We start from the raw sequence: 16,216 nt of genomic DNA, 5'->3' as shown, positions 1-16,216 counted from the left end.
AAGCGCATGACCGAGCAGGATTACGTCGCATTCTGCAACCTAGCCCATGACCTGCAGCATATCGCTCGCAGGTTCTGCGCGGACCTCGGTGACGAACAAGCTAGGCAACTGCACGGCTTCGTTCAGAATGAGCTTGCAGCAACGGCAGCCGGCAAGGTTGCCCCGGCCTATGACTTCCTTGCGGCCATCCTGGCGGAGGAGGTCGAGCCGCAGGGGCAAGTGGCAAACTCTGCCACTCGATCCACCACGAGTGGGGGCGCCGATGTCTGCCCCATCTGATCTTGCCGCCAACATCGCCGCCCACGTCGTCGACGAGCTGCACCGAAAGGGCATGCCGACCAGCGAGGAGGACCGCGCGCAGTTCATCGCCCTGCTGATCGCGACCGAGTTCCCGGATGCGGACGAGGTGAGCATCAAACACGCCATCAAGGCGGTGAACGATCATATCCGCACCGGCGCGTTCCGGCCGGTCGAAAGCCTGCGCGCCATCGAGCCTATCAACCTTGCCGGCCTTGACATCGGCGCACCGCAGAATGGCGAACCGATCTGCGAGCGCGTCGACCCCAAGACCCTGTTCGTCGATCCATCCTATCAGCGCGATATTGGTGAGCGCGGCCTTCGCCAGATCCGGCAAATCCTTGAGTGCTTCGACTGGAACCGCTTCAAGCCGCCGATCTGCGCCTATGCCGAGCACGACGGGCAAACGGTCCTGAAGGTGCTCGACGGCCAGCACACGGCCATCGCCGCCGCCAGCCATCCCGACATCGACTGGATACCGGTGATGATCTGTGAAGCCCGCGAGACATCGGCCCAGGCGGCAGCGTTCGTCGGCCAGAACACGCAGCGCCTGAACGTTACCCCGCTCCAGCTCCACCAGGCCGCGCTTGTCGCGCAGGACGAAGATGCCCTCACTATCGATCAGGTTTGCACCAAGGCCGGCGTTCGGGTTCTGCAGTATTCCGTCAAGACCTTCGAGCCCGGCGACACGGTGGCCATCAACGCGATTGCCAAGCTGGTCGACGCGCGCGGCGCGATGCGGGCCCGGATTATCCTTGAGGTGCTGGCCAAGGCGAAGATGGCGCCGATCCTCGCGCCGCAGATCAAGGCCGTCGAGCTGCTGCTGACCGATGACGAGTACCGTCACTCCATCACGCCCGAGGCGCTGACGGAGGCGATCACCGGTTCGTGGCTGACCGATCACGACGAAGGCAAGCGGATCGCTCTTTCGCACAAGTGGCCGTTCTGGAAGGCGCTGGCGATCCACTGGTTCCGCAACACGAAGAAGACGAAGCCGGCGACGGCGGGGAGGGCGGCGTGAGGTATTATTTCCGTATCGAAGGGATGATCGCGTGGATCGCCGCAACTGCTATCCTTGCGTGGCTCACGGTTCTGCCGTGCATCGGTCTCCTCTGGCTCGCGTGGAAGCTGCCATGACCGACGAAGAGCTGATCGCATTCGCAGCAGACTTCCGGGATGGAATTCTCGACGGCAAGCCGAGCGACTGGATGTGCGCTGCGATCTGCTGGCCGCTTGCTCCATTGCTGCGCCTTCAAGGCGTCGAGTGCGAATGCGTCGAAAGTGACCTCGGGCACTGCAATCACGTCTGGATCAAGCTGGCGGACGGGCGCGTGCTCGATCCGACGGGTGACCAGTTCAATCACTTCAACGACTGCGATTTCCCGGCCGTTTATCTCGGTGCCCCTACCGTAATCCATCTGATGGAGGCGGCATGACCATCGCCGAGCGCAAAGCCCGAGAGGCCTACGACCGGCTCAACCCCTGGCGCCCGATGAAGGAGGCCAGCCCGGACGGCACGATCTGCGAGCTCCTGTTCTCCGACATGGTCGGCAGCTTCGATGCTGACCGTCTGCAATACTTCCTCGACGCTTCCGGCGCCTGGTTCTGCATTGATCCACCAGAACGCGTCTATCGGACAATCACAAGCTGGCGGCCGGCGTGGGTGAAGCTGACCCCGGAGCGTCGATCCCTCATCAAGCAACGCACGGAAAGGAAATGGCCATGAGCAACGTCGTGAAGTTCACCGACAACCAAAACCGCCCCGCGATCAACGAGGGAATTATCGCTGATACGCTCATCTGTGCCGATTGGGCGTTTGGCGGCGTTACCGAGCTTCTGCGCCGAATGAACGATGACGAATTGGAGGCGATCGGGTCCAAGGCTTACGGGGTACTCGAAGAAGCGCCCGATGACGTCATCAACCCCGCGAATGAGGCGTTGATCACGCTAATTGAGTGCGAGATGGAGCGGCGTGATTGGTGGCCCGATCCCGATGGAGACGTCGCATGACCAGCAGCGAAAGGCCCGAATATGAAACAACAGCCGACCGGTCGCTGGTCATCGCCAACAGGATCGCGGAGGTACGCCAGGACGAACGGACGGTCCACGTTTTCGTGGCGCTTTCCATGATTATCGGCCACATGGCGGCGCAGGCCGAGTTCCCTGATTTCGAAGCGACGATGAAACTGGTTTCAGAAGGCGCTCTTGATAGTTTCCGACAAGAGAGGCAGAAAATGCAGGCCTCGCCGTATTCTGCTTCGGGGGGCTCCGCCTGATGAAATCCGGCATCAATCACAAGCTCGACTGGTATGTCGTCCGCACCGCGCCCCTGATGGAGTGGCGGGCGGCCGACAAGCTGCGAACGGCAGGGTACGAGGTCTATCTTCCGACGATGCGGGTAGAGCGCAAGAACAGGCGCACGCATACCTACTCGACGAAGGAACGGGCGTTGATGCCGGGGTACCTGTTTCTCGGCACCGCCGGCTCGCTGTACAGGGCTGTCAACTGCTTCGGCGTCGAGGGTGTCCTGAGCAACGGTGGATATGTTGGCAAGCGAAGCGGAGGCGATGGCGATCCGATCCGTATTTCGAGCGACCTCGTGGAAACCATCTACCTTGCCGAGATCGACATGCAGTTTGATGACACTCGCGTCGCACGCATCTATCGCGAAGAAGAAGGGAAAACGCGCCGCTTGACCGTCGCGATGCAATTCTCGAAGGGCGAGGAGGGGCGTGTATCGTCCGGTCCATTCGCTGGGTTCTCCGGCGTCATCGAGAACGTCACGCACCAAGGCATGGTGGAAATGCTCCTCAATCTCTTCGGCCGCGCTACGCTGGCGACGTTTGATCCTCGTGAACTGGCTGGTGGGGAAAAATTCCCAAAAGCGAGCTAGGTGTTGAATATATTCCTGCGCAGTGCTAGGTTCCGCAAATCACGCGAATGGCTGCCGCCGGACCTTCAACATAGGGAACACTCGCCGGGCCACTGCTGGAAATCGCGTCCAGCGTAGTGCGAAGCTTTACCAAAATTCAGTTTGGAATGGTTCCGAGGGATTGTGGATCACGATCGCGAGGTAACGCTGCAGCGCCATTCCAAAGCCCATCGAAATCCAGCGGCAACGGAGACCGCGTAAATCTGATGGCCACTGAGTGAGGATCGCTTCTGGCTGCCTTCCAGCCCTATAGGCATCCGATAAACTCAAAGTTTCTTCATAACCGATGCAAGGTTTGGGAGGATAGTTTGTGAGTGTGCGCCGAACTTCGAGGCGAACTTAAAGTAGAGTCTTTTAAGAAGTCCGATCTTGTACACGGTGCTTCCACTTCCATACGGCAAATAGTACGGAAACACGTTCAGGTAGCTCTTGAAGTCCTCGAAATGCATAAACCCGTTGAGCCGCCTAAAGCCAGGAAGGAGCTTTTTCAGGTCTGCAGGCGACCAGAAAACATTGTCAATCTCATTATAGTCGCGCTTCACTGCGGCTGCGTACAGAACCCGAAGCCGTACCGGCAACCAATGGCAGAACGGCAAACGCGTGTCGTGTGCAATTACAGGAAACCATTTATTGGGCGTGGTGAAGAGAATGAGGTCCCGTGCCACCCGCCCCAGATCCGAAACCGCTGCTTTATCGCCATAGACATGTTCCAGCACTTCTATGCAGCAGGCGATATCCACGGAAGCGTCTTCCAGTGGAAGATTGCCCAGTCGGCCGACGCGCCAGTCGATACGGTCGCCGATACCCAAAATGGTTGCTATGCGGCGGCCCGCTTCGAGGCGCTCGGCATCCATATCAACTGCAATTAGTTGTACTGGTGTATGAATTGCCCATGCCATAGCCAGCCAGCCATATCCTGCGCCGAGGTCGGCTACTACTGTGTCGGCGGTGAATTCATGAACTCGCTTCAAAGGCTGGATATAATACCTAAAAAAGAAGTCGATAGTTCTCTCGATATCGAGAGAGGAATAGTGCCCCTCACTGAAGTGCGGCACAATGGCTATTTCGGAGAGTTGGTCGGAAGATAGATTAAACATGTTCGCTCTTGCAGATGACAGCCTCTCGCAAATGTAATTTCCTGAAACGTGAGCGTCAAATTCGAAATATCTTATTGGTTAACTCAGGGAGTTTGCGAAAGGCGCAGCCATTTTTAAATGATATATAATAAGGAAGGTTAATTTCACTTTCCTTTGTCATGTCTTGATATGCAGCTGCATGCGAGATTGCGTTTTGAGCCAAAAGGCCGACGCGGGCGCCCAAGTAAGCCTGGAGGCATTCAAGGGGTAGCGATGCCATCACGTCCTCCCGCCCATCGCCCGCCGATGCGAGGCGACCGACAGCAGCAGCGCGGGAGCATCCTATGAAGACAGACTATCGCCCGTCAGCTCGCCAGCGCGGCTACGACAGCAAGTGGGAGAAAGCCCGCAAGTCCTTTCTTGCCGAACCTGAGAACCAATTCTGCGAGCGATGCAGGTCCGCCGGCCTTCTGAACGCTGGCAATCTGCGGATGGATGGAACGGCGCAGACGAACCCTCGTCGAATGCACCTCGTCGTCAACCACCGCATCCCGCACAAGGGTGACCGGCGTCTGTTCTGGGACCGGTCGAATTGGGAAGTTGCCTGCCCCGACCATCACGATATCCGCATCCAGCAGGAGGAGCGCGGGAAAGTGAGGAGCGGCACGGGGGAAGACGGTCGCCCCCTCGATCCCGATCATCCCTGGAACACTGTCAGTCTTCGTTGACGTCAAGATCGTCTTCGCCTAACGACCCCATCGGGCTCGATTGCCGGTAAAGCGTAACCGACTTTCCGAATACGCCTCCCTTGGCATTCCTGATTGGTTCACCCGCCGCGATTAGAATAGCCTCCATGTGATCAAGGATATTTTCTCGCGTAGGCGCAGTTGGTTGGTGGTCGTCCACGAGACGAAGCATTTGGGAGTTGGCCTCCACCTCAACAGGCAGGATACCGAACCAAGAGAACCTGCTCCATCGTTCAGCAAGGTTGCCGATGGAGTGGGCGCGGAGGCGGGCGTAGAGGCGACGATCTCCACGGCCGGCCTGACCAACATAGATGAGCCTGAAGCTGTCATCGTACAGCGCATAGATGCCCCGCTGTCGACTGAAGTCCACCTTACCCCGTCGCTTCTGCTTAACTCCGATCCCTAACAGGGCGCCAGAACGCGGCCACGGCCCGTCTGAAGCAATGACATTCCGACGCCAGAACAGGCCGTAGTTGTGGATCAACATTGATGGTTCTCCCGTTGGATGCAGAACCTTCACCCTAACCCGGGGGGTGCGAAAGTCCAGGTGGCCTCGGGGGCTGGACCGGCCGGGGGCAGCGTTCGCACTGAGATCAAAACTGGAACAAAAAGTTGGGGCCACCCCGAAGGGGTGATTTGTCATGAACGTTGTCGGAATTGATGGCACCGGTGAGATTGTCGCCGAACCGGATTGGGAAAGCGTCTTCAACGATGTGCTCGAAATCGGCCAGGCACATGAGCATTGGCGTCGGATCACGACGGAGCTCAAGGACCGGGCCCTGATGTCACCGGGCAATGCCCATGCGCTGCAGCGTCTCGTCGTCGCGTATGTCCTCTACGATCGCTCCTTGCGGGAGGTCGCCGAAAACGGCGCGGTCACTCGCCCGAAGCGAGGCAATCCGAAAGCAATAGCCCGCACCAGCCCTCATTTCGTTGCCATGCGCGAAATGGCATCGGACGCCGCGGTGCTCGAAGCAGAATTCGGCCTTTCGCCACGGCGCCGGTCGGCCGCCACCAAGGCAGAGCGCAAAACGAAAGTGACCCGGCCGTCCGATGAGTTCACCAAGCGAAAGGGCTCATGATCCTGTAACGGCGTGGGCGAAAGACGCCCTCGACGAGAAGATTGTTGTCGGCGAGCTCGTCGCCGCGGCTGCGGAAAGGCATCTTCGGGATTTGCGGGATGGCCCGTCGCGCGGCCTGTATTGGTCGGTTGAAGCCGCAACACGCCCGCTGCGCTTCTTGCCGGCGATGCTGTCGATCACGGAGGGCGCCAAGGTCGGGCACCCATTTGACCCGCTGCCCTGGCATGTGTTCTGCGCGGGGTCGCTCTTCGGATGGCGGCGCGCGAGCGGGCGGATGCGCTTCCGGTCCGGATGGCTGGAGACCGGAAAGGGCCAGGCGAAAAGCCCGCTGATGGCCGGCATCGGCATCTACATGGCCGGGTTCTACGGGATAGAGCGCGCCAAGGTCTTCGCCATCGGCCAGGACAAGAACACGGCGAACGTCCTATTCAAGGATGCCGTGGCGATGTGCCGGGCAACGACGCCGGGACATGAGGACGGCGACACGATGGTCGCCCGAGGTGAAGCGATTGTTCGCGGCGAAGGCGACAACGCTTGGAAGATCGAGTTCCCCGGCGACGGCGACAATGTTTCGATCTTCCAGTCGCTTGCGAACGGCGAGGCGGTGTCTGGACCGAAGCCGACGCTGGTAGCGGCAGACGAGATCCACGAGTTCAAATCGAACGCCTCGATTGAGCTCTGGAAAGAAGCAATTGCGAAGATGCCGGGCGACGCGCTGATGCTGCTCGGCACGAACACTCCGGCATCGACCCAGATCGTCGGAACCGAATATTCCGACTACTATCAGAAGGTCGCGAAAGGGGAATTCGAGGACGACGAGGCCTTTGCTTTCGTGGCCCGCGTTGACGTTGCTGACCGAGCCGATGTCTTCGAGCGACCGGAGGTTTGGCAGAAGGCCTTGCCGGCGCTGGGCGTCACGTTCCCGCTGGAGAACATTCAGGGGCGGGTGAACACCGCCAAACAGCTTCTTTCGACGGCGTTCTCGGTCAAGAGGCTGTATTTCGGCATCCCGATCGGCTCAACCGATTTCTGGATTGCGGAAGACGCCTGGTCGGCGGTGCAGGGGTTAGTCGACGAGAAGAAGATGAAGGGCTGCAAGTGCTGGCTCTCGCTCGACCTGTCGCAGAAAAACGACCTCACGGCCCTGACCGTCGTCTGGATCGACGCGAAGGGCCACCTTCACGCCAAGACGTTCTACTGGACGACGAACGACCGGCTGAAGGAGCGCGGTCTTGCCGACCATGCGCCCTACGAGACCTGGGCCGCAAATCCTGACGTTGCGCTGACGGCGGTGCCGGGCGCGGTCATCGACAAGTCCTTCATCGCTGCAGAGGTCAAAAGAATATGCGCTGAGCATGAGGTCGAGTTCATGGCCTTCGACCCGGCCGGCATCGCCGATTTCATTGCGGCCTGCGAGGACATCGGTTTCCCGGTCTGGAGATACAAGGGGCCAAAGGAGGCGAAAGGCGTCGGCCTGAAGCTCGTCAGCCACGCGCAGGGCAAGCTTGTCCGCTTCGAGGACAAGCAACTTACCATGCCGCGGTCCATCGAAAAGCTTGAGGATCGCATACTGAAAAAGACGATCACGATCGACAATTCGCCCGTGACTTACTCCTGCGCTGCCAACGCGGCGGTCGATACCGATGGCCAGAATAACCGCGCGTTCGACAAGAACCGCTCCCGAGGAAGGATCGACGGAATGGTGACGATCGCGATGGCCGTCGGCGCGGCCGACAACGAGCTCGAAGAGGCGAAGAAATCGCCTTACGCAACACGCGGAATCCGGACGGTATAACCTGATGGGTATTCTAGAGCGCTTCTGGCCGGGTAGTGGCAAAGCTGCCGGCAAATCGTCGCCGCGCGCGAGCGGTGAAGAATACGTGACGATGTCGCTGTCAGATCCGAACGTCATCGCGTTTCTTCGCGACGGGCTTCTGGCGGCGTCTGGATTCACCGTCAACGTCGAGACCGCGCTGAAGAACCCGGCCATGTTTCGGGCCGTCAGCCTCATCTCGAATTCCATGGGCATGCTCCCGCTCCACCTGAAGAATCAGGAGACCAAGAAGAAAGCCACGGAGCACCCGCTGTTCAAGGTGCTGCACCGCAAGCCCAACAGCTTCCAATCGGCGTTCGATTTCCGGGCAACCATGCAGCTTCGCGCGCTGGTCCACAAGAACGCCTATGCGTTGATCTTGCGGTCCACGAGCCTGCGGACGGGCAAAAAGATCATCACCGGGCTTGTGCCGCTCGACCCGCGCCGCATGACGGTGAAGATGTTGCCGGACTGGACGCTCGATTACGTGTACCAGCCGGTAACGGGGCAGAGGGTACGATACAAGGCCTCTGACATCTTTCATCTTCGGGGCGTGTCGCTCGACGGTATCAACGGGTTCTCGCTCGTCGAGCAGGCACGCGAGGCGATCGGCCTTGCGCTGTCTGCCGAGCTCGCGGCGGGCCGCATCTTCAAGAACGGCTCATTCATCGATGGCGTCATCGAATCCGCCGACGAAATGAGTGAAGACGCCTACGAGCGTCTGAAAACGTCTTGGGCTGAACGCCACACGGGCGCCGACAAGGCCGGATCTACGCCGATCCTTGAAAAGGCACAGTACAAGATCCTCGGATCGTCGGCCCGAGATGCGCAGATGTCCGAGCTGCGCAAGCTTCAGGTCGAAGAGATTGCCCGCGTAACCGGTGTGCCGCGCCCGCTTCTCATGGTCGATGAGACCAGTTGGGGGTCTGGCATCGAGGCGCTTGGCCAGTTCTTCGTCGCCTACGCCCTCGGCCCCTGGTTCGAGGCTTGGGAGCAGTCAATTGCTCGCTGCCTCCTCGATGACGACGAGGCCGAAATCTACGAGGCGAAATTCAACCCAGGCGCACTCCTGCGGGGCTCGCTCAAGGACCAGGCCGACTATTTCGCGAAGGCGATGGGGGCGGGCGGTCATCAGGGCTGGATGCACTATGACGAGGTCCGCGACGTGATGGACCTGCCGGAGCGTGAGGCGCCGGTCAACCCGATGATGGGCCACAACGGTGGCCCTGGGCTCGATGACCCGGAGCCTGAGCCGAAGAAAACGCCGAAGAAGAAATCTCCTGTTGAGGATGACGAAGATGACGCATAGCCCATCCGCTTCAAAGCCGAAGCCGTCGGCGGTGATCGTCGGCAGTTCGGTTGCCAAGCCGCCCCGTGGTGCGACCGGCAGGCCGAATGCCAGGACGCGTCCGGGCGCGCTGCCGCTGCCGGCGAACCGAGAAGTCAGCGCTTTCACGAAGCCGAATGTTTTCGACCGGTGGACTGATGACGCGGCCGGCGTTCGTGCGCTGGAGAAGGGCGACAACGTCATCACCATGTTCGAGACCATTGGCGAAGACTTCTGGACTGGCGGTGGCGTCACGGCAAAGAAGGTCGCTTCGCAGCTGAAGGCAATTGGTCCGCGCCCTGTTGAGGTCCACGTCAACAGCCCCGGCGGCGATATGTTCGAAGGGATTGCGATCTTCAATATCCTCCGAGAGCACCCTCAGCCGGTGACGGTCAAGGTCATGGGCATGGCAGCCTCGGCGGCGTCGATCATCGCCATGGCCGGCGACACGATCGAGATCGGCGCGGCGTCCTTCCTCATGATTCATAACTGCTGGGTGCTCGCTATGGGCAACCGCCACGACATGCGCGAGACCGCGGAATGGCTGGAGCCGTTCGACCAGGCGATGGTCGACCTCTACGCGTCCCGCACCGGCAAGGATGCGAAGTTTATCGCCAAGTGGATGGACGCCGAGACCTATATGTCTGGCTCGCAGGCGATTGAGCGTGGTTTTGCCGATGCCCTCCTGCCGGCTGATGCAATGACAATCGACGAGGACGCCAAGGCGCGCGACGCTGAGGTCAACGAAATCCGGGCGATGGAATTGTCGCTCGTGTCGGCGGGCATGAAGCGCAGTGACGCGCGCGCCCGCCTCAACAAGATCAAGGGTACGCCTGGCGCTGCCCTTGAAGCCACGCCCGGCGCTGGCGCTGACGACTGGTCGGGACTGACCGACCTGCTTTCCTCAATCCGGTCGAAATAGGAGAAATCCCATGACCATGCATTTCGCAAAGGGCGCAATGGCCCTCGCACGCCCGCGCGCCGTGATCACCATGCCCCGCGCCGATGCCTCCAACCCGGCGGCCATGCTTGCCGAGATCAAGGCCGCCTTCGAAGAGTTCAAGAAGGCGAACGACGACAACTTGAAGGGCAAGGCCGACGTGATCGTCGCCGAGAAGGTCGAGCGCATCAATACGGCGATTTCCGACATGGAGGCCAATTTCCAGAAGGCAGTCGACGATCTGAATGCCAAGCTGGCGGCGGCGTCCGGCGTCGGGGTTATCGGCGATCTGCCGGGTGACCCCGAGTACATCAAGGACTTCAAGGCCCATATGCGCCGCGGCGACGTCTCCGCCGCCATGCAGAAGAGCGCGGACGCCGATGGCGGCTATCTCGCTCCGATCGAGTGGGACCGCACGATCACCGGCAAGCTCAAGGTGATTTCGCCGATCCGCGCAAATTCGCGCGTCATCTCGATTTCCACCGCCGGTTTCAAGAAGCTGTTCACGGATCGCGCGGTCGGCTCCGGCTGGGTCGGCGAAACCGCGTCGCGCCCGGCCACGAGCACGCCGCAGCTTGCCATGCTCGATTTCGTCCCGGGCGAGATCTACGCCAACCCGGCAATTTCTCAGGGCATGCTCGACGATTCGGCGATCGATCTGGAAGTCTGGCTTGGCGACGAAGTTGACACCGAATTCGCGCGCCAGGAAGGTATCGCCTTTGTGGGTGGCGATGGCACCAACAAGCCGCATGGCATCCTGACCTATGTCACCGGCGCCGCAAACGCCGCACGCCATCCGTGGGGCGCGATTGCGGTAAAGAACAGCGGTGCTGCCGCCGCGCTGACCTCCGACGGCTTCATCGACCTGTTCTACGATCTCCCGGGCCAGTTCTCCGGCAATGCCAAGCTCTACACCAACCGCCTGAGCATCGGCTCGATGCGCAAGCTGAAGGATGGCCAGAACAACTACCTCTGGCAGCCGAGCTATGCCCAAGGACAGCCGTCCACGCTCGCCGGCGTTCCGATCGTCGAGGTTGCCGATATGCCGAACATCGCGGCCGGCAACATCGCTGCGCTCTACGGTGACATGGAAGCGACGTATCTCGTTGTCGACCGTGTGGGCATTCGCGTTCTTCGTGACCCCTTCACCAACAAGCCGTTCGTGCACTTCTACACGACCAAGCGCGTCGGCGGCGGTGTCTACAACCCCGAGCCTATGCGCGCGCTGAAGATTGCGGCCTGACGCATCTGGACGGCGCCTTTCGGCGCCGTTCACCCTCCTGAGACAGCAAAAGGAACAGGAACATGGCAAACACCAAACCCACCGAGAACGCGGGCGATAAGCCGGCGAACATCCCCCCGGCCACGGAAGTTGATCCGTCCGGCGCCCCGATGCAGATCGTTCCGGACGTCGATATGACGCATCCGGCTGTCGATGCCGACCCGCGCAAAGGGACCTCCATCGATCAGAACCGCATCGACTTCAACGACCCGAACAAGTCGGGCGCCGAGGCCGTCGCGGACATGCTGAACGCTCAGGGCGTCAACACCAAGGTCACCGACGCCGACAAGGCCGGCAAGTAAGCCATGATCACCGTCATCATCCCACCGCAGCCATTCGTGACGCCGGCGGACATCCCCGGTTCTCACGCGCCTGACGATCCCGCCATTGCGGCGATGATCGCTGCTGCGGTGGGGGAAATCGACGGTCCCTACGGCTGGCTGCGCCGCTCGATCGGCAAGCAAACGCTGGAAATCTCGGGCTTCTGGTCGAGTTGGTGGGTGGACCTTCCGCTTCCGCCGATCATCCGCATTGTCAGCGCGCACTACACCGACACGACTGGCACCGAAACGGAGCTCGACGCCGGATATTACTTCAAGCGTCGGGAAACCATCGTGTTCAAGCAGGGTGCGCAGGTGTTTCGGCACTGTATCGGCCTTCGAATTCGATATGAAGCGGGGTTCAGCGAAGCCGACGACACCGGCCCGATCCCGCCTCAGGTGAAGCAGGCGGTGATCATGTCGGTGCAGAATATGAAGGCGCTCGCTGCTGAAAACCTCTTCCTTCGCTCCGAGGAAGTCGAGGGTGTCGGCACCACCACCTACACCGTCAGCGAGCAAGCAGGGAACATCATCAGAAACACTGCCGAGCGCTTGCTTCGCGGTCTCAAGGTGTCGCGCACATGACGCCCGATGCCGCTATCGCCATGCTCGACCGGCAGCTTGCGCGACACGGAGAGGACATCGTCATCAGCCGTGTCGTGAAGCGCGGCGGCGTTAATGTCACCGTTTCGGTTACATGCCGTGCTTTTGTGCGGGCCGTCTCCGCCGACGAGATCGCCGGCAAGATCACCGTTGACGATCTAAAGGTCATCATCTCGCCGACACAGATTGTTGCCGCGGGCTGGCCGGGGACGGACGAGAACATCATCGCCGGCAACAACGTTGACCAGCGCATTCCGAAATCGAGCGACAAGGTCTTGGTTCAGGGGCGCCCGCGCGAAATCAAGGCACCGAAACCGAAGCTGCTCAATGGCGCCTGGGTTCGTTCCGACATGGTGGTGGCAGGATGAAGTTGACCGTCGACGAATGGACGCCGAGTTACTGGCGGCTGCACTATCGCAACCAGCGAGTCTTTCTGGACGGCGCCGAGATGAAGCGCGTGCGGGAGGTAGATACCGACGAAGGATATGTCGATATCTACGCCGAGGGCGAAGACGGTCGGCTCGTGCTCGACGGCGAATGCGCCAAGATCGAACGCCGCCACGGCGTCGTAAAGGTCATCGAGGGCGATTGACCGTGGCGACCGGCTTCGAATTCTTCGAGCGAGACCTGAAGCTTGCGACGGCCGGCCTGGAGCCGCAGGAGATCAACCGCACGCTCGCCGCCTTCGCCAAGCAGGAGCTGCGCCGCGTCATCTCCTCCGGGCAGGCCTCGACCAACTACGAGCGCTATGTGAACGGCGTTCAGGGCGCGCCGGAGGAGAGCGTCATCGCTCCAGGGCCGATCGTCTACCAGTTCGTCAACTGGCCCGTCGTCATTCGCGAGGCGCTGGACGAGTTGCGAAAGCGGGTGCCGCGGAAGAGTGGGCGGTATGCGAGCGGGTTCATGGTGCTGGCCGATCAGCGGCCGGTTGCCGAATACAAGTCAATCCCGGCGACGGCGGAAGTCGTGATCATCAACGTCCGGCCGTACACACGAAAGATGGAGGTCGGGGCCAATGGGCCGGGCCGGCGCCATTTCCAGAACGCGAAAAACGCGCTCGCTCGCCGGTATCGCGACATCTTCAGCTTCGATGTCAGGTTCCTGAACGCATCATCCGGACTTCACGCCGGCGTGCCGTACATCCTGAAGCGCAGTCAGGGCCGCCGGAAGGACCGGCAGGCCGGGATGCCAATCACCTATCCGGCAATCATTATCAACGCGGTGTGATCCATGGCCAGCCCTGAAGTCTACGACGCCTTCGAGGCGCGGTTGCGCGAGAACTGGACCGCGACGCCGCTCGCCTTCGAGAACGAGCCTAGCCAGCATCTCGTGGAGGCCGGCCAGCCCTTTGTCTACGTCGAGATCTACGGTGACGAATTCAACCAGGAGAGCATCGGGGCGCCCGGCGCGAACCTCTGGCTGGAGCGCGGTTCGACATTCATGCACGTCATGATCCCCTCGGGAGGCGGTAGCAAGCAGGCACGCGTCTGGGCGAAGGATCTTCTGGCGCTCTTCCGCGAGCAGGCGGTGCTTGTCGATATCGCCACCGGCGAGACCTTGCAGATGCCGGAGATGAGCATCGGCGCCGGCGAGCCCGGCGAGGACATTCCGAATTACTGGGCTCTCACCGCCGCCATCCATTGGCATCGGCGGGAAGCCACAGCCTGACGATCCGTCACATCCCTAACCTACGATAAGGAGTTTCCACCATGACCGTTGCTGACGGCTCTCAGGTGCGGCTTGCCGACGTCACGGAAGCGACGCCGGGCACGATCCCCGCCACCCCGACCTTCCAGGTGATGCGCTACGTCGATTCCGACCTGCGCGTCGCCAAGCAGACGGACGTGCCGAACGAGGTCACGCCCGACCTGAACGTGCGGTCCATCGTCGATGTCGGCCGCTCGGTCGCCGGCAGCATCAACACGCTGTTGAGCTTCGGCACGTTCGACACCTGGCTCGCTCGCCTGTTCCGGTCGGAATGGTCGAGCGACGTCCTCAAGAACAGCGTGCTCGACAAGACGGGGACGCTGGAGAACACCTTCAAGCATGGCGCGACGAGCAGCTTCCTGCGGTACTACGGGGTCCGCTGGAACACGCTCGACCTGACGCTGCGCGCGCGGCAGTCGGTCCAGGCAAACTGGGGTGTGATGGGTATCGGCAGCCCGACGCCGACGTCGGCCATCATCTCGGGCGCCACCTATACCAATCCGACCGAGACGCCGGTCTTCAATGCCGCGCTCAATGTCGGCGCACTGGCGCTCGGCGGCGTCACGGCCTCGCCCAAGATGCAGGCGCTGACGATGCGCATCAATGGCAATGTCCGGCAGGACGACGTGCTCGGCCAGTACGAGCCCTATGGCCACGGTCTCGGCCGTTTCGAGGTGACCGGGACCATGACGACATATTTCGAGAACCTGTACGCCTATCAGGCGATCCTCGACCATGACGACGTCGGCCTGACTGTTCCGCTCACCGACGAGCTGGGCAACTCGTACACGATCGCCATGCCGAAGATGAAGCTTCTCGACGGCGGGCCGCGCGGGACGGGCAATGGCAACGCCGTGATCATGGACGTGCCTTTCCAAGCCTACTACGACGCGACGTCGGCCGCGACGATGTCGATCACCCGGGCGGTGGCGCCATGACGAAGAAGACCTCCGATGCACCGCCGGCCACTCCGGCTACCGAGACCTTCGTTCCGGCGGTTTCCTTCACGGGGTATCCCGACGGGAAGACGCCGGTGGAGTTTCAGGCCGGCGTCGAAAGCGTTCCGGTGCCCGCCGCGTATGCTGCGCTGATCCGGTCGAAGGGTTTGCTGGCTGGATCGACAATGCGAAAATGACCCGGCAGTCTGCGGCAGGGTAAGGTCGGCGTGACTGCGCATAGAGAATCTAAAAGGATTGCGTTTCACCACCCTTGTAAAGCACGGAAGTGGTGCAAACGACGGCCTTAAAGTTTCCAATATTGTCGCTCGAAATCTTCCGCTTCGGGTCGACAAGAATAATTACATAGCTCATCGCCTTCACTCCGAGCGCCTCATCCGGCGGCAATTCCGCTTCAGCGACAACCGCGCCGAGCGCATCGGTAACGATCGCCTTCGCGTGGATCATCTGTATCTCCCGTCCGGTGGCATTGATGTAATCCACCATTACGCCGGCCAGAAATGGTGACCAATAGTCGACTTTGACGATGTCAGGGGAGCCGGCGGCACACTTTGTGCCGTCTTCCGCATAGGCTGCGCCGTACAGGCCTGCCGCCATAGCCACGCTCAAAAAGAGCCTGTTCATCCCACCCTCCACGTAGCGTTATCAGCACCGTGGCGAGCATGGAGAATTTCTAAGTGACCATCAAGCTCTCCTCCCTGAAAGTCGACCTCGACCGTGAGCGCAAAGGCGATTGGATGCCCAGCGCGGAATTCCCGGGCGCGCGCTTCCTCGTCTCATCGCTCCATCTGCCCGCGTACCAGACCGCGCTCCATCTGCTGGAGCAGAGTTGGGCCCGGAAATACAAGCTGGACCCGGTGCCCGCCGATGTCCGTACGGTCGGCATCGGCAAGCTGCTGTACGAGCACATCCTCCATGACTGGGACGGTTTCGACGTGCCCTATTCCAAGGAGGCTGCGGCGGAAATGCTGTGCGTTCCGGAGGGGCGCAACTTCATCGCATCGGTCCAGAACGCCGCGGCGATGATCTCTCTGACGGACGCGGTGTATCTGGGGGACGAGGTAAAAAACTCCGCATCGCCTTCCGCGAAAAGTTTCGAATAGCCGGCAAATCCGCGCAGGAGATCGAACTGGAA

26 protein-coding genes are annotated in these 16,216 nt (G+C 60.9%); 22 read left to right on the top strand and 4 right to left on the bottom strand.

Features of this window, described 5'->3' with window-relative positions; translation table 11 throughout:
- The first annotated feature begins 6 nt into the window (after positions 1-6).
- The 7 genes from WMC41_RS16075 (at position 7) to nusG (ending at position 3,190) form a co-directional block, all read left to right on the top strand.
- On the top strand, positions 7-279 hold the full coding sequence (locus WMC41_RS16075) for a hypothetical protein (protein ID WP_432344737.1): 273 nt from the start codon (positions 7-9) through the stop codon (positions 277-279).
- Positions 263-1,318, top strand: a complete 1,056-nt coding sequence (locus WMC41_RS16070; protein WP_432344734.1) for a hypothetical protein — start codon at positions 263-265, stop codon at positions 1,316-1,318. Before WMC41_RS16075 ends, WMC41_RS16070 begins: the two co-directional genes overlap by 17 nt.
- A 112-nt stretch (positions 1,319-1,430) precedes the next feature.
- Positions 1,431-1,733, top strand: coding sequence for a hypothetical protein (locus WMC41_RS16065; RefSeq protein ID WP_432344732.1), 303 nt, complete (start codon positions 1,431-1,433; stop codon positions 1,731-1,733).
- Entirely contained in the window at positions 1,730-2,023 is a 294-nt protein-coding gene (locus tag WMC41_RS16060; RefSeq protein WP_432344730.1) for a hypothetical protein, read from the top strand. The genes WMC41_RS16065 and WMC41_RS16060 overlap by 4 nt, the downstream gene beginning before the upstream one ends.
- Positions 2,020-2,307, top strand: a complete 288-nt coding sequence (locus WMC41_RS16055) for a hypothetical protein (protein ID WP_432344728.1) — start codon at positions 2,020-2,022, stop codon at positions 2,305-2,307. Before WMC41_RS16060 ends, WMC41_RS16055 begins: the two co-directional genes overlap by 4 nt.
- Positions 2,304-2,573, top strand: coding sequence for a hypothetical protein (locus WMC41_RS16050; protein ID WP_432344725.1), 270 nt, complete (start codon positions 2,304-2,306; stop codon positions 2,571-2,573). The genes WMC41_RS16055 and WMC41_RS16050 overlap by 4 nt, the downstream gene beginning before the upstream one ends.
- The gene (gene nusG / locus WMC41_RS16045; protein WP_432344723.1) at positions 2,573-3,190 is read left to right on the top strand and encodes a transcription termination/antitermination protein NusG; all 618 of its coding nucleotides are present in this window, start codon (positions 2,573-2,575) and stop codon (positions 3,188-3,190) included. Before WMC41_RS16050 ends, nusG begins: the two co-directional genes overlap by 1 nt.
- Before the next feature lie 305 nt (positions 3,191-3,495).
- On the opposite strand, the gene WMC41_RS16040 is transcribed toward nusG, so the two are convergent.
- Positions 3,496-4,326, bottom strand: a complete 831-nt coding sequence (locus WMC41_RS16040; protein WP_432344721.1) for a class I SAM-dependent methyltransferase — start codon at positions 4,324-4,326, stop codon at positions 3,496-3,498.
- Positions 4,327-4,381: 55 nt separating this feature from the next.
- On the bottom strand, positions 4,382-4,585 hold the full coding sequence (locus WMC41_RS16035) for a hypothetical protein (RefSeq protein WP_432344719.1): 204 nt from the start codon (positions 4,583-4,585) through the stop codon (positions 4,382-4,384).
- Between the two features lie 64 nt (positions 4,586-4,649).
- On the opposite strand from WMC41_RS16035, the gene WMC41_RS16030 reads away from it, so the two are divergent.
- Positions 4,650-5,033, top strand: a complete 384-nt coding sequence (locus tag WMC41_RS16030; protein WP_432344716.1) for a hypothetical protein — start codon at positions 4,650-4,652, stop codon at positions 5,031-5,033.
- Here WMC41_RS16030 and WMC41_RS16025 read toward each other — a convergent pair.
- Positions 5,020-5,538 carry a GIY-YIG nuclease family protein gene (locus WMC41_RS16025; protein WP_432344714.1) on the bottom strand — a complete coding sequence of 173 codons (519 nt, stop codon included), beginning with the start codon at positions 5,536-5,538 and terminating at the stop codon, positions 5,020-5,022. The genes WMC41_RS16030 and WMC41_RS16025 overlap by 14 nt on opposite strands.
- 154 nt (positions 5,539-5,692) lie before the next feature.
- Between WMC41_RS16025 and WMC41_RS16020 the strand changes: the two genes are divergently transcribed.
- From WMC41_RS16020 to WMC41_RS15960, 13 genes are all read left to right on the top strand, one after another.
- Positions 5,693-6,133 carry a P27 family phage terminase small subunit gene (locus WMC41_RS16020; protein ID WP_432344712.1) on the top strand — a complete coding sequence of 147 codons (441 nt, stop codon included), beginning with the start codon at positions 5,693-5,695 and terminating at the stop codon, positions 6,131-6,133.
- Entirely contained in the window at positions 6,105-7,928 is a 1,824-nt protein-coding gene (locus WMC41_RS16015; RefSeq protein WP_432344709.1) for a terminase large subunit, read from the top strand. Before WMC41_RS16020 ends, WMC41_RS16015 begins: the two co-directional genes overlap by 29 nt.
- Before the next feature lie 4 nt (positions 7,929-7,932).
- Positions 7,933-9,255, top strand: coding sequence for a phage portal protein (locus WMC41_RS16010; protein WP_432344707.1), 1,323 nt, complete (start codon positions 7,933-7,935; stop codon positions 9,253-9,255).
- Positions 9,236-10,195, top strand: a complete 960-nt coding sequence (locus WMC41_RS16005) for a head maturation protease, ClpP-related (RefSeq protein ID WP_432344705.1) — start codon at positions 9,236-9,238, stop codon at positions 10,193-10,195. The genes WMC41_RS16010 and WMC41_RS16005 overlap by 20 nt, the downstream gene beginning before the upstream one ends.
- Positions 10,196-10,265: 70 nt before the next feature.
- The gene (locus WMC41_RS16000) at positions 10,266-11,456 is read left to right on the top strand and encodes a phage major capsid protein (protein WP_432344703.1); all 1,191 of its coding nucleotides are present in this window, start codon (positions 10,266-10,268) and stop codon (positions 11,454-11,456) included.
- 62 nt (positions 11,457-11,518) lie between these two features.
- Positions 11,519-11,797: a hypothetical protein gene (locus tag WMC41_RS15995; RefSeq protein ID WP_432344700.1), complete on the top strand. Its 279-nt coding sequence runs from the start codon at positions 11,519-11,521 to the stop codon at positions 11,795-11,797.
- A gap of 3 nt (positions 11,798-11,800) precedes the next feature.
- Positions 11,801-12,400, top strand: coding sequence for a hypothetical protein (locus WMC41_RS15990; protein WP_432344698.1), 600 nt, complete (start codon positions 11,801-11,803; stop codon positions 12,398-12,400).
- Positions 12,397-12,786, top strand: coding sequence for a hypothetical protein (locus WMC41_RS15985; RefSeq protein ID WP_432344696.1), 390 nt, complete (start codon positions 12,397-12,399; stop codon positions 12,784-12,786). Before WMC41_RS15990 ends, WMC41_RS15985 begins: the two co-directional genes overlap by 4 nt.
- Positions 12,783-13,010: a hypothetical protein gene (locus tag WMC41_RS15980; protein ID WP_432344694.1), complete on the top strand. Its 228-nt coding sequence runs from the start codon at positions 12,783-12,785 to the stop codon at positions 13,008-13,010. The genes WMC41_RS15985 and WMC41_RS15980 overlap by 4 nt, the downstream gene beginning before the upstream one ends.
- Positions 13,011-13,012: 2 nt before the next feature.
- Positions 13,013-13,645, top strand: coding sequence for a hypothetical protein (locus WMC41_RS15975; RefSeq protein ID WP_432348359.1), 633 nt, complete (start codon positions 13,013-13,015; stop codon positions 13,643-13,645).
- Between the two features lie 3 nt (positions 13,646-13,648).
- Positions 13,649-14,086 carry a phage tail terminator-like protein gene (locus WMC41_RS15970; RefSeq protein WP_432344692.1) on the top strand — a complete coding sequence of 146 codons (438 nt, stop codon included), beginning with the start codon at positions 13,649-13,651 and terminating at the stop codon, positions 14,084-14,086.
- A gap of 41 nt (positions 14,087-14,127) precedes the next feature.
- Positions 14,128-15,063, top strand: coding sequence for a phage tail tube protein (locus WMC41_RS15965; protein ID WP_432344689.1), 936 nt, complete (start codon positions 14,128-14,130; stop codon positions 15,061-15,063).
- Positions 15,060-15,260, top strand: a complete 201-nt coding sequence (locus tag WMC41_RS15960) for a hypothetical protein (protein ID WP_432344687.1) — start codon at positions 15,060-15,062, stop codon at positions 15,258-15,260. The genes WMC41_RS15965 and WMC41_RS15960 overlap by 4 nt, the downstream gene beginning before the upstream one ends.
- Positions 15,261-15,309: 49 nt before the next feature.
- Here WMC41_RS15960 and WMC41_RS15955 read toward each other — a convergent pair whose 3' ends face one another.
- Positions 15,310-15,705 carry a hypothetical protein gene (locus WMC41_RS15955; RefSeq protein ID WP_432344684.1) on the bottom strand — a complete coding sequence of 132 codons (396 nt, stop codon included), beginning with the start codon at positions 15,703-15,705 and terminating at the stop codon, positions 15,310-15,312.
- Positions 15,706-15,758: 53 nt separating this feature from the next.
- Between WMC41_RS15955 and WMC41_RS15950 the strand changes: the two genes are divergently transcribed.
- Positions 15,759-16,184 (top strand): hypothetical protein, encoded by a 426-nt coding sequence (locus WMC41_RS15950; RefSeq protein ID WP_432344682.1) that lies wholly within the window; start codon positions 15,759-15,761, stop codon positions 16,182-16,184.
- Positions 16,185-16,216: the final 32 nt, after the last annotated feature.

It is taken from the genome of Shinella yambaruensis (genome assembly GCF_050859155.1).
In the GTDB taxonomy this organism is placed as follows: Bacteria; Pseudomonadota; Alphaproteobacteria; order Rhizobiales; family Rhizobiaceae; genus Shinella; species Shinella yambaruensis.
The sequence above is the reverse complement of the archived record's forward strand: the minus strand, read 5'-3'. Positions and strand labels throughout refer to the sequence as shown.

Bases quoted from the DNA above. Each gene is read 5' to 3' on its own strand.
- WMC41_RS16075 (WP_432344737.1), top strand. From the start codon at position 7: ATGACCGAGCAGGATTACGTCGCATTCTGCAACCTAGCCCATGACCTG.
- WMC41_RS16070 (WP_432344734.1), top strand. From the start codon at position 263: ATGTCTGCCCCATCTGATCTTGCCGCCAACATCGCCGCCCACGTCGTC.
- WMC41_RS16065 (WP_432344732.1), top strand. From the start codon at position 1,431: ATGACCGACGAAGAGCTGATCGCATTCGCAGCAGACTTCCGGGATGGA.
- WMC41_RS16060 (WP_432344730.1), top strand. From the start codon at position 1,730: ATGACCATCGCCGAGCGCAAAGCCCGAGAGGCCTACGACCGGCTCAAC.
- WMC41_RS16055 (WP_432344728.1), top strand. From the start codon at position 2,020: ATGAGCAACGTCGTGAAGTTCACCGACAACCAAAACCGCCCCGCGATC.
- WMC41_RS16050 (WP_432344725.1), top strand. From the start codon at position 2,304: ATGACCAGCAGCGAAAGGCCCGAATATGAAACAACAGCCGACCGGTCG.
- nusG (WP_432344723.1), top strand. From the start codon at position 2,573: ATGAAATCCGGCATCAATCACAAGCTCGACTGGTATGTCGTCCGCACC.
- WMC41_RS16040 (WP_432344721.1), bottom strand. From the start codon at position 4,326: ATGTTTAATCTATCTTCCGACCAACTCTCCGAAATAGCCATTGTGCCG.
- WMC41_RS16035 (WP_432344719.1), bottom strand. From the start codon at position 4,585: ATGGCATCGCTACCCCTTGAATGCCTCCAGGCTTACTTGGGCGCCCGC.
- WMC41_RS16030 (WP_432344716.1), top strand. From the start codon at position 4,650: ATGAAGACAGACTATCGCCCGTCAGCTCGCCAGCGCGGCTACGACAGC.
- WMC41_RS16025 (WP_432344714.1), bottom strand. From the start codon at position 5,538: ATGTTGATCCACAACTACGGCCTGTTCTGGCGTCGGAATGTCATTGCT.
- WMC41_RS16020 (WP_432344712.1), top strand. From the start codon at position 5,693: ATGAACGTTGTCGGAATTGATGGCACCGGTGAGATTGTCGCCGAACCG.
- WMC41_RS16015 (WP_432344709.1), top strand. From the start codon at position 6,105: ATGAGTTCACCAAGCGAAAGGGCTCATGATCCTGTAACGGCGTGGGCG.
- WMC41_RS16010 (WP_432344707.1), top strand. From the start codon at position 7,933: ATGGGTATTCTAGAGCGCTTCTGGCCGGGTAGTGGCAAAGCTGCCGGC.
- WMC41_RS16005 (WP_432344705.1), top strand. From the start codon at position 9,236: ATGACGAAGATGACGCATAGCCCATCCGCTTCAAAGCCGAAGCCGTCG.
- WMC41_RS16000 (WP_432344703.1), top strand. From the start codon at position 10,266: ATGCCCCGCGCCGATGCCTCCAACCCGGCGGCCATGCTTGCCGAGATC.
- WMC41_RS15995 (WP_432344700.1), top strand. From the start codon at position 11,519: ATGGCAAACACCAAACCCACCGAGAACGCGGGCGATAAGCCGGCGAAC.
- WMC41_RS15990 (WP_432344698.1), top strand. From the start codon at position 11,801: ATGATCACCGTCATCATCCCACCGCAGCCATTCGTGACGCCGGCGGAC.
- WMC41_RS15985 (WP_432344696.1), top strand. From the start codon at position 12,397: ATGACGCCCGATGCCGCTATCGCCATGCTCGACCGGCAGCTTGCGCGA.
- WMC41_RS15980 (WP_432344694.1), top strand. From the start codon at position 12,783: ATGAAGTTGACCGTCGACGAATGGACGCCGAGTTACTGGCGGCTGCAC.
- WMC41_RS15970 (WP_432344692.1), top strand. From the start codon at position 13,649: ATGGCCAGCCCTGAAGTCTACGACGCCTTCGAGGCGCGGTTGCGCGAG.
- WMC41_RS15965 (WP_432344689.1), top strand. From the start codon at position 14,128: ATGACCGTTGCTGACGGCTCTCAGGTGCGGCTTGCCGACGTCACGGAA.
- WMC41_RS15960 (WP_432344687.1), top strand. From the start codon at position 15,060: ATGACGAAGAAGACCTCCGATGCACCGCCGGCCACTCCGGCTACCGAG.
- WMC41_RS15955 (WP_432344684.1), bottom strand. From the start codon at position 15,705: ATGAACAGGCTCTTTTTGAGCGTGGCTATGGCGGCAGGCCTGTACGGC.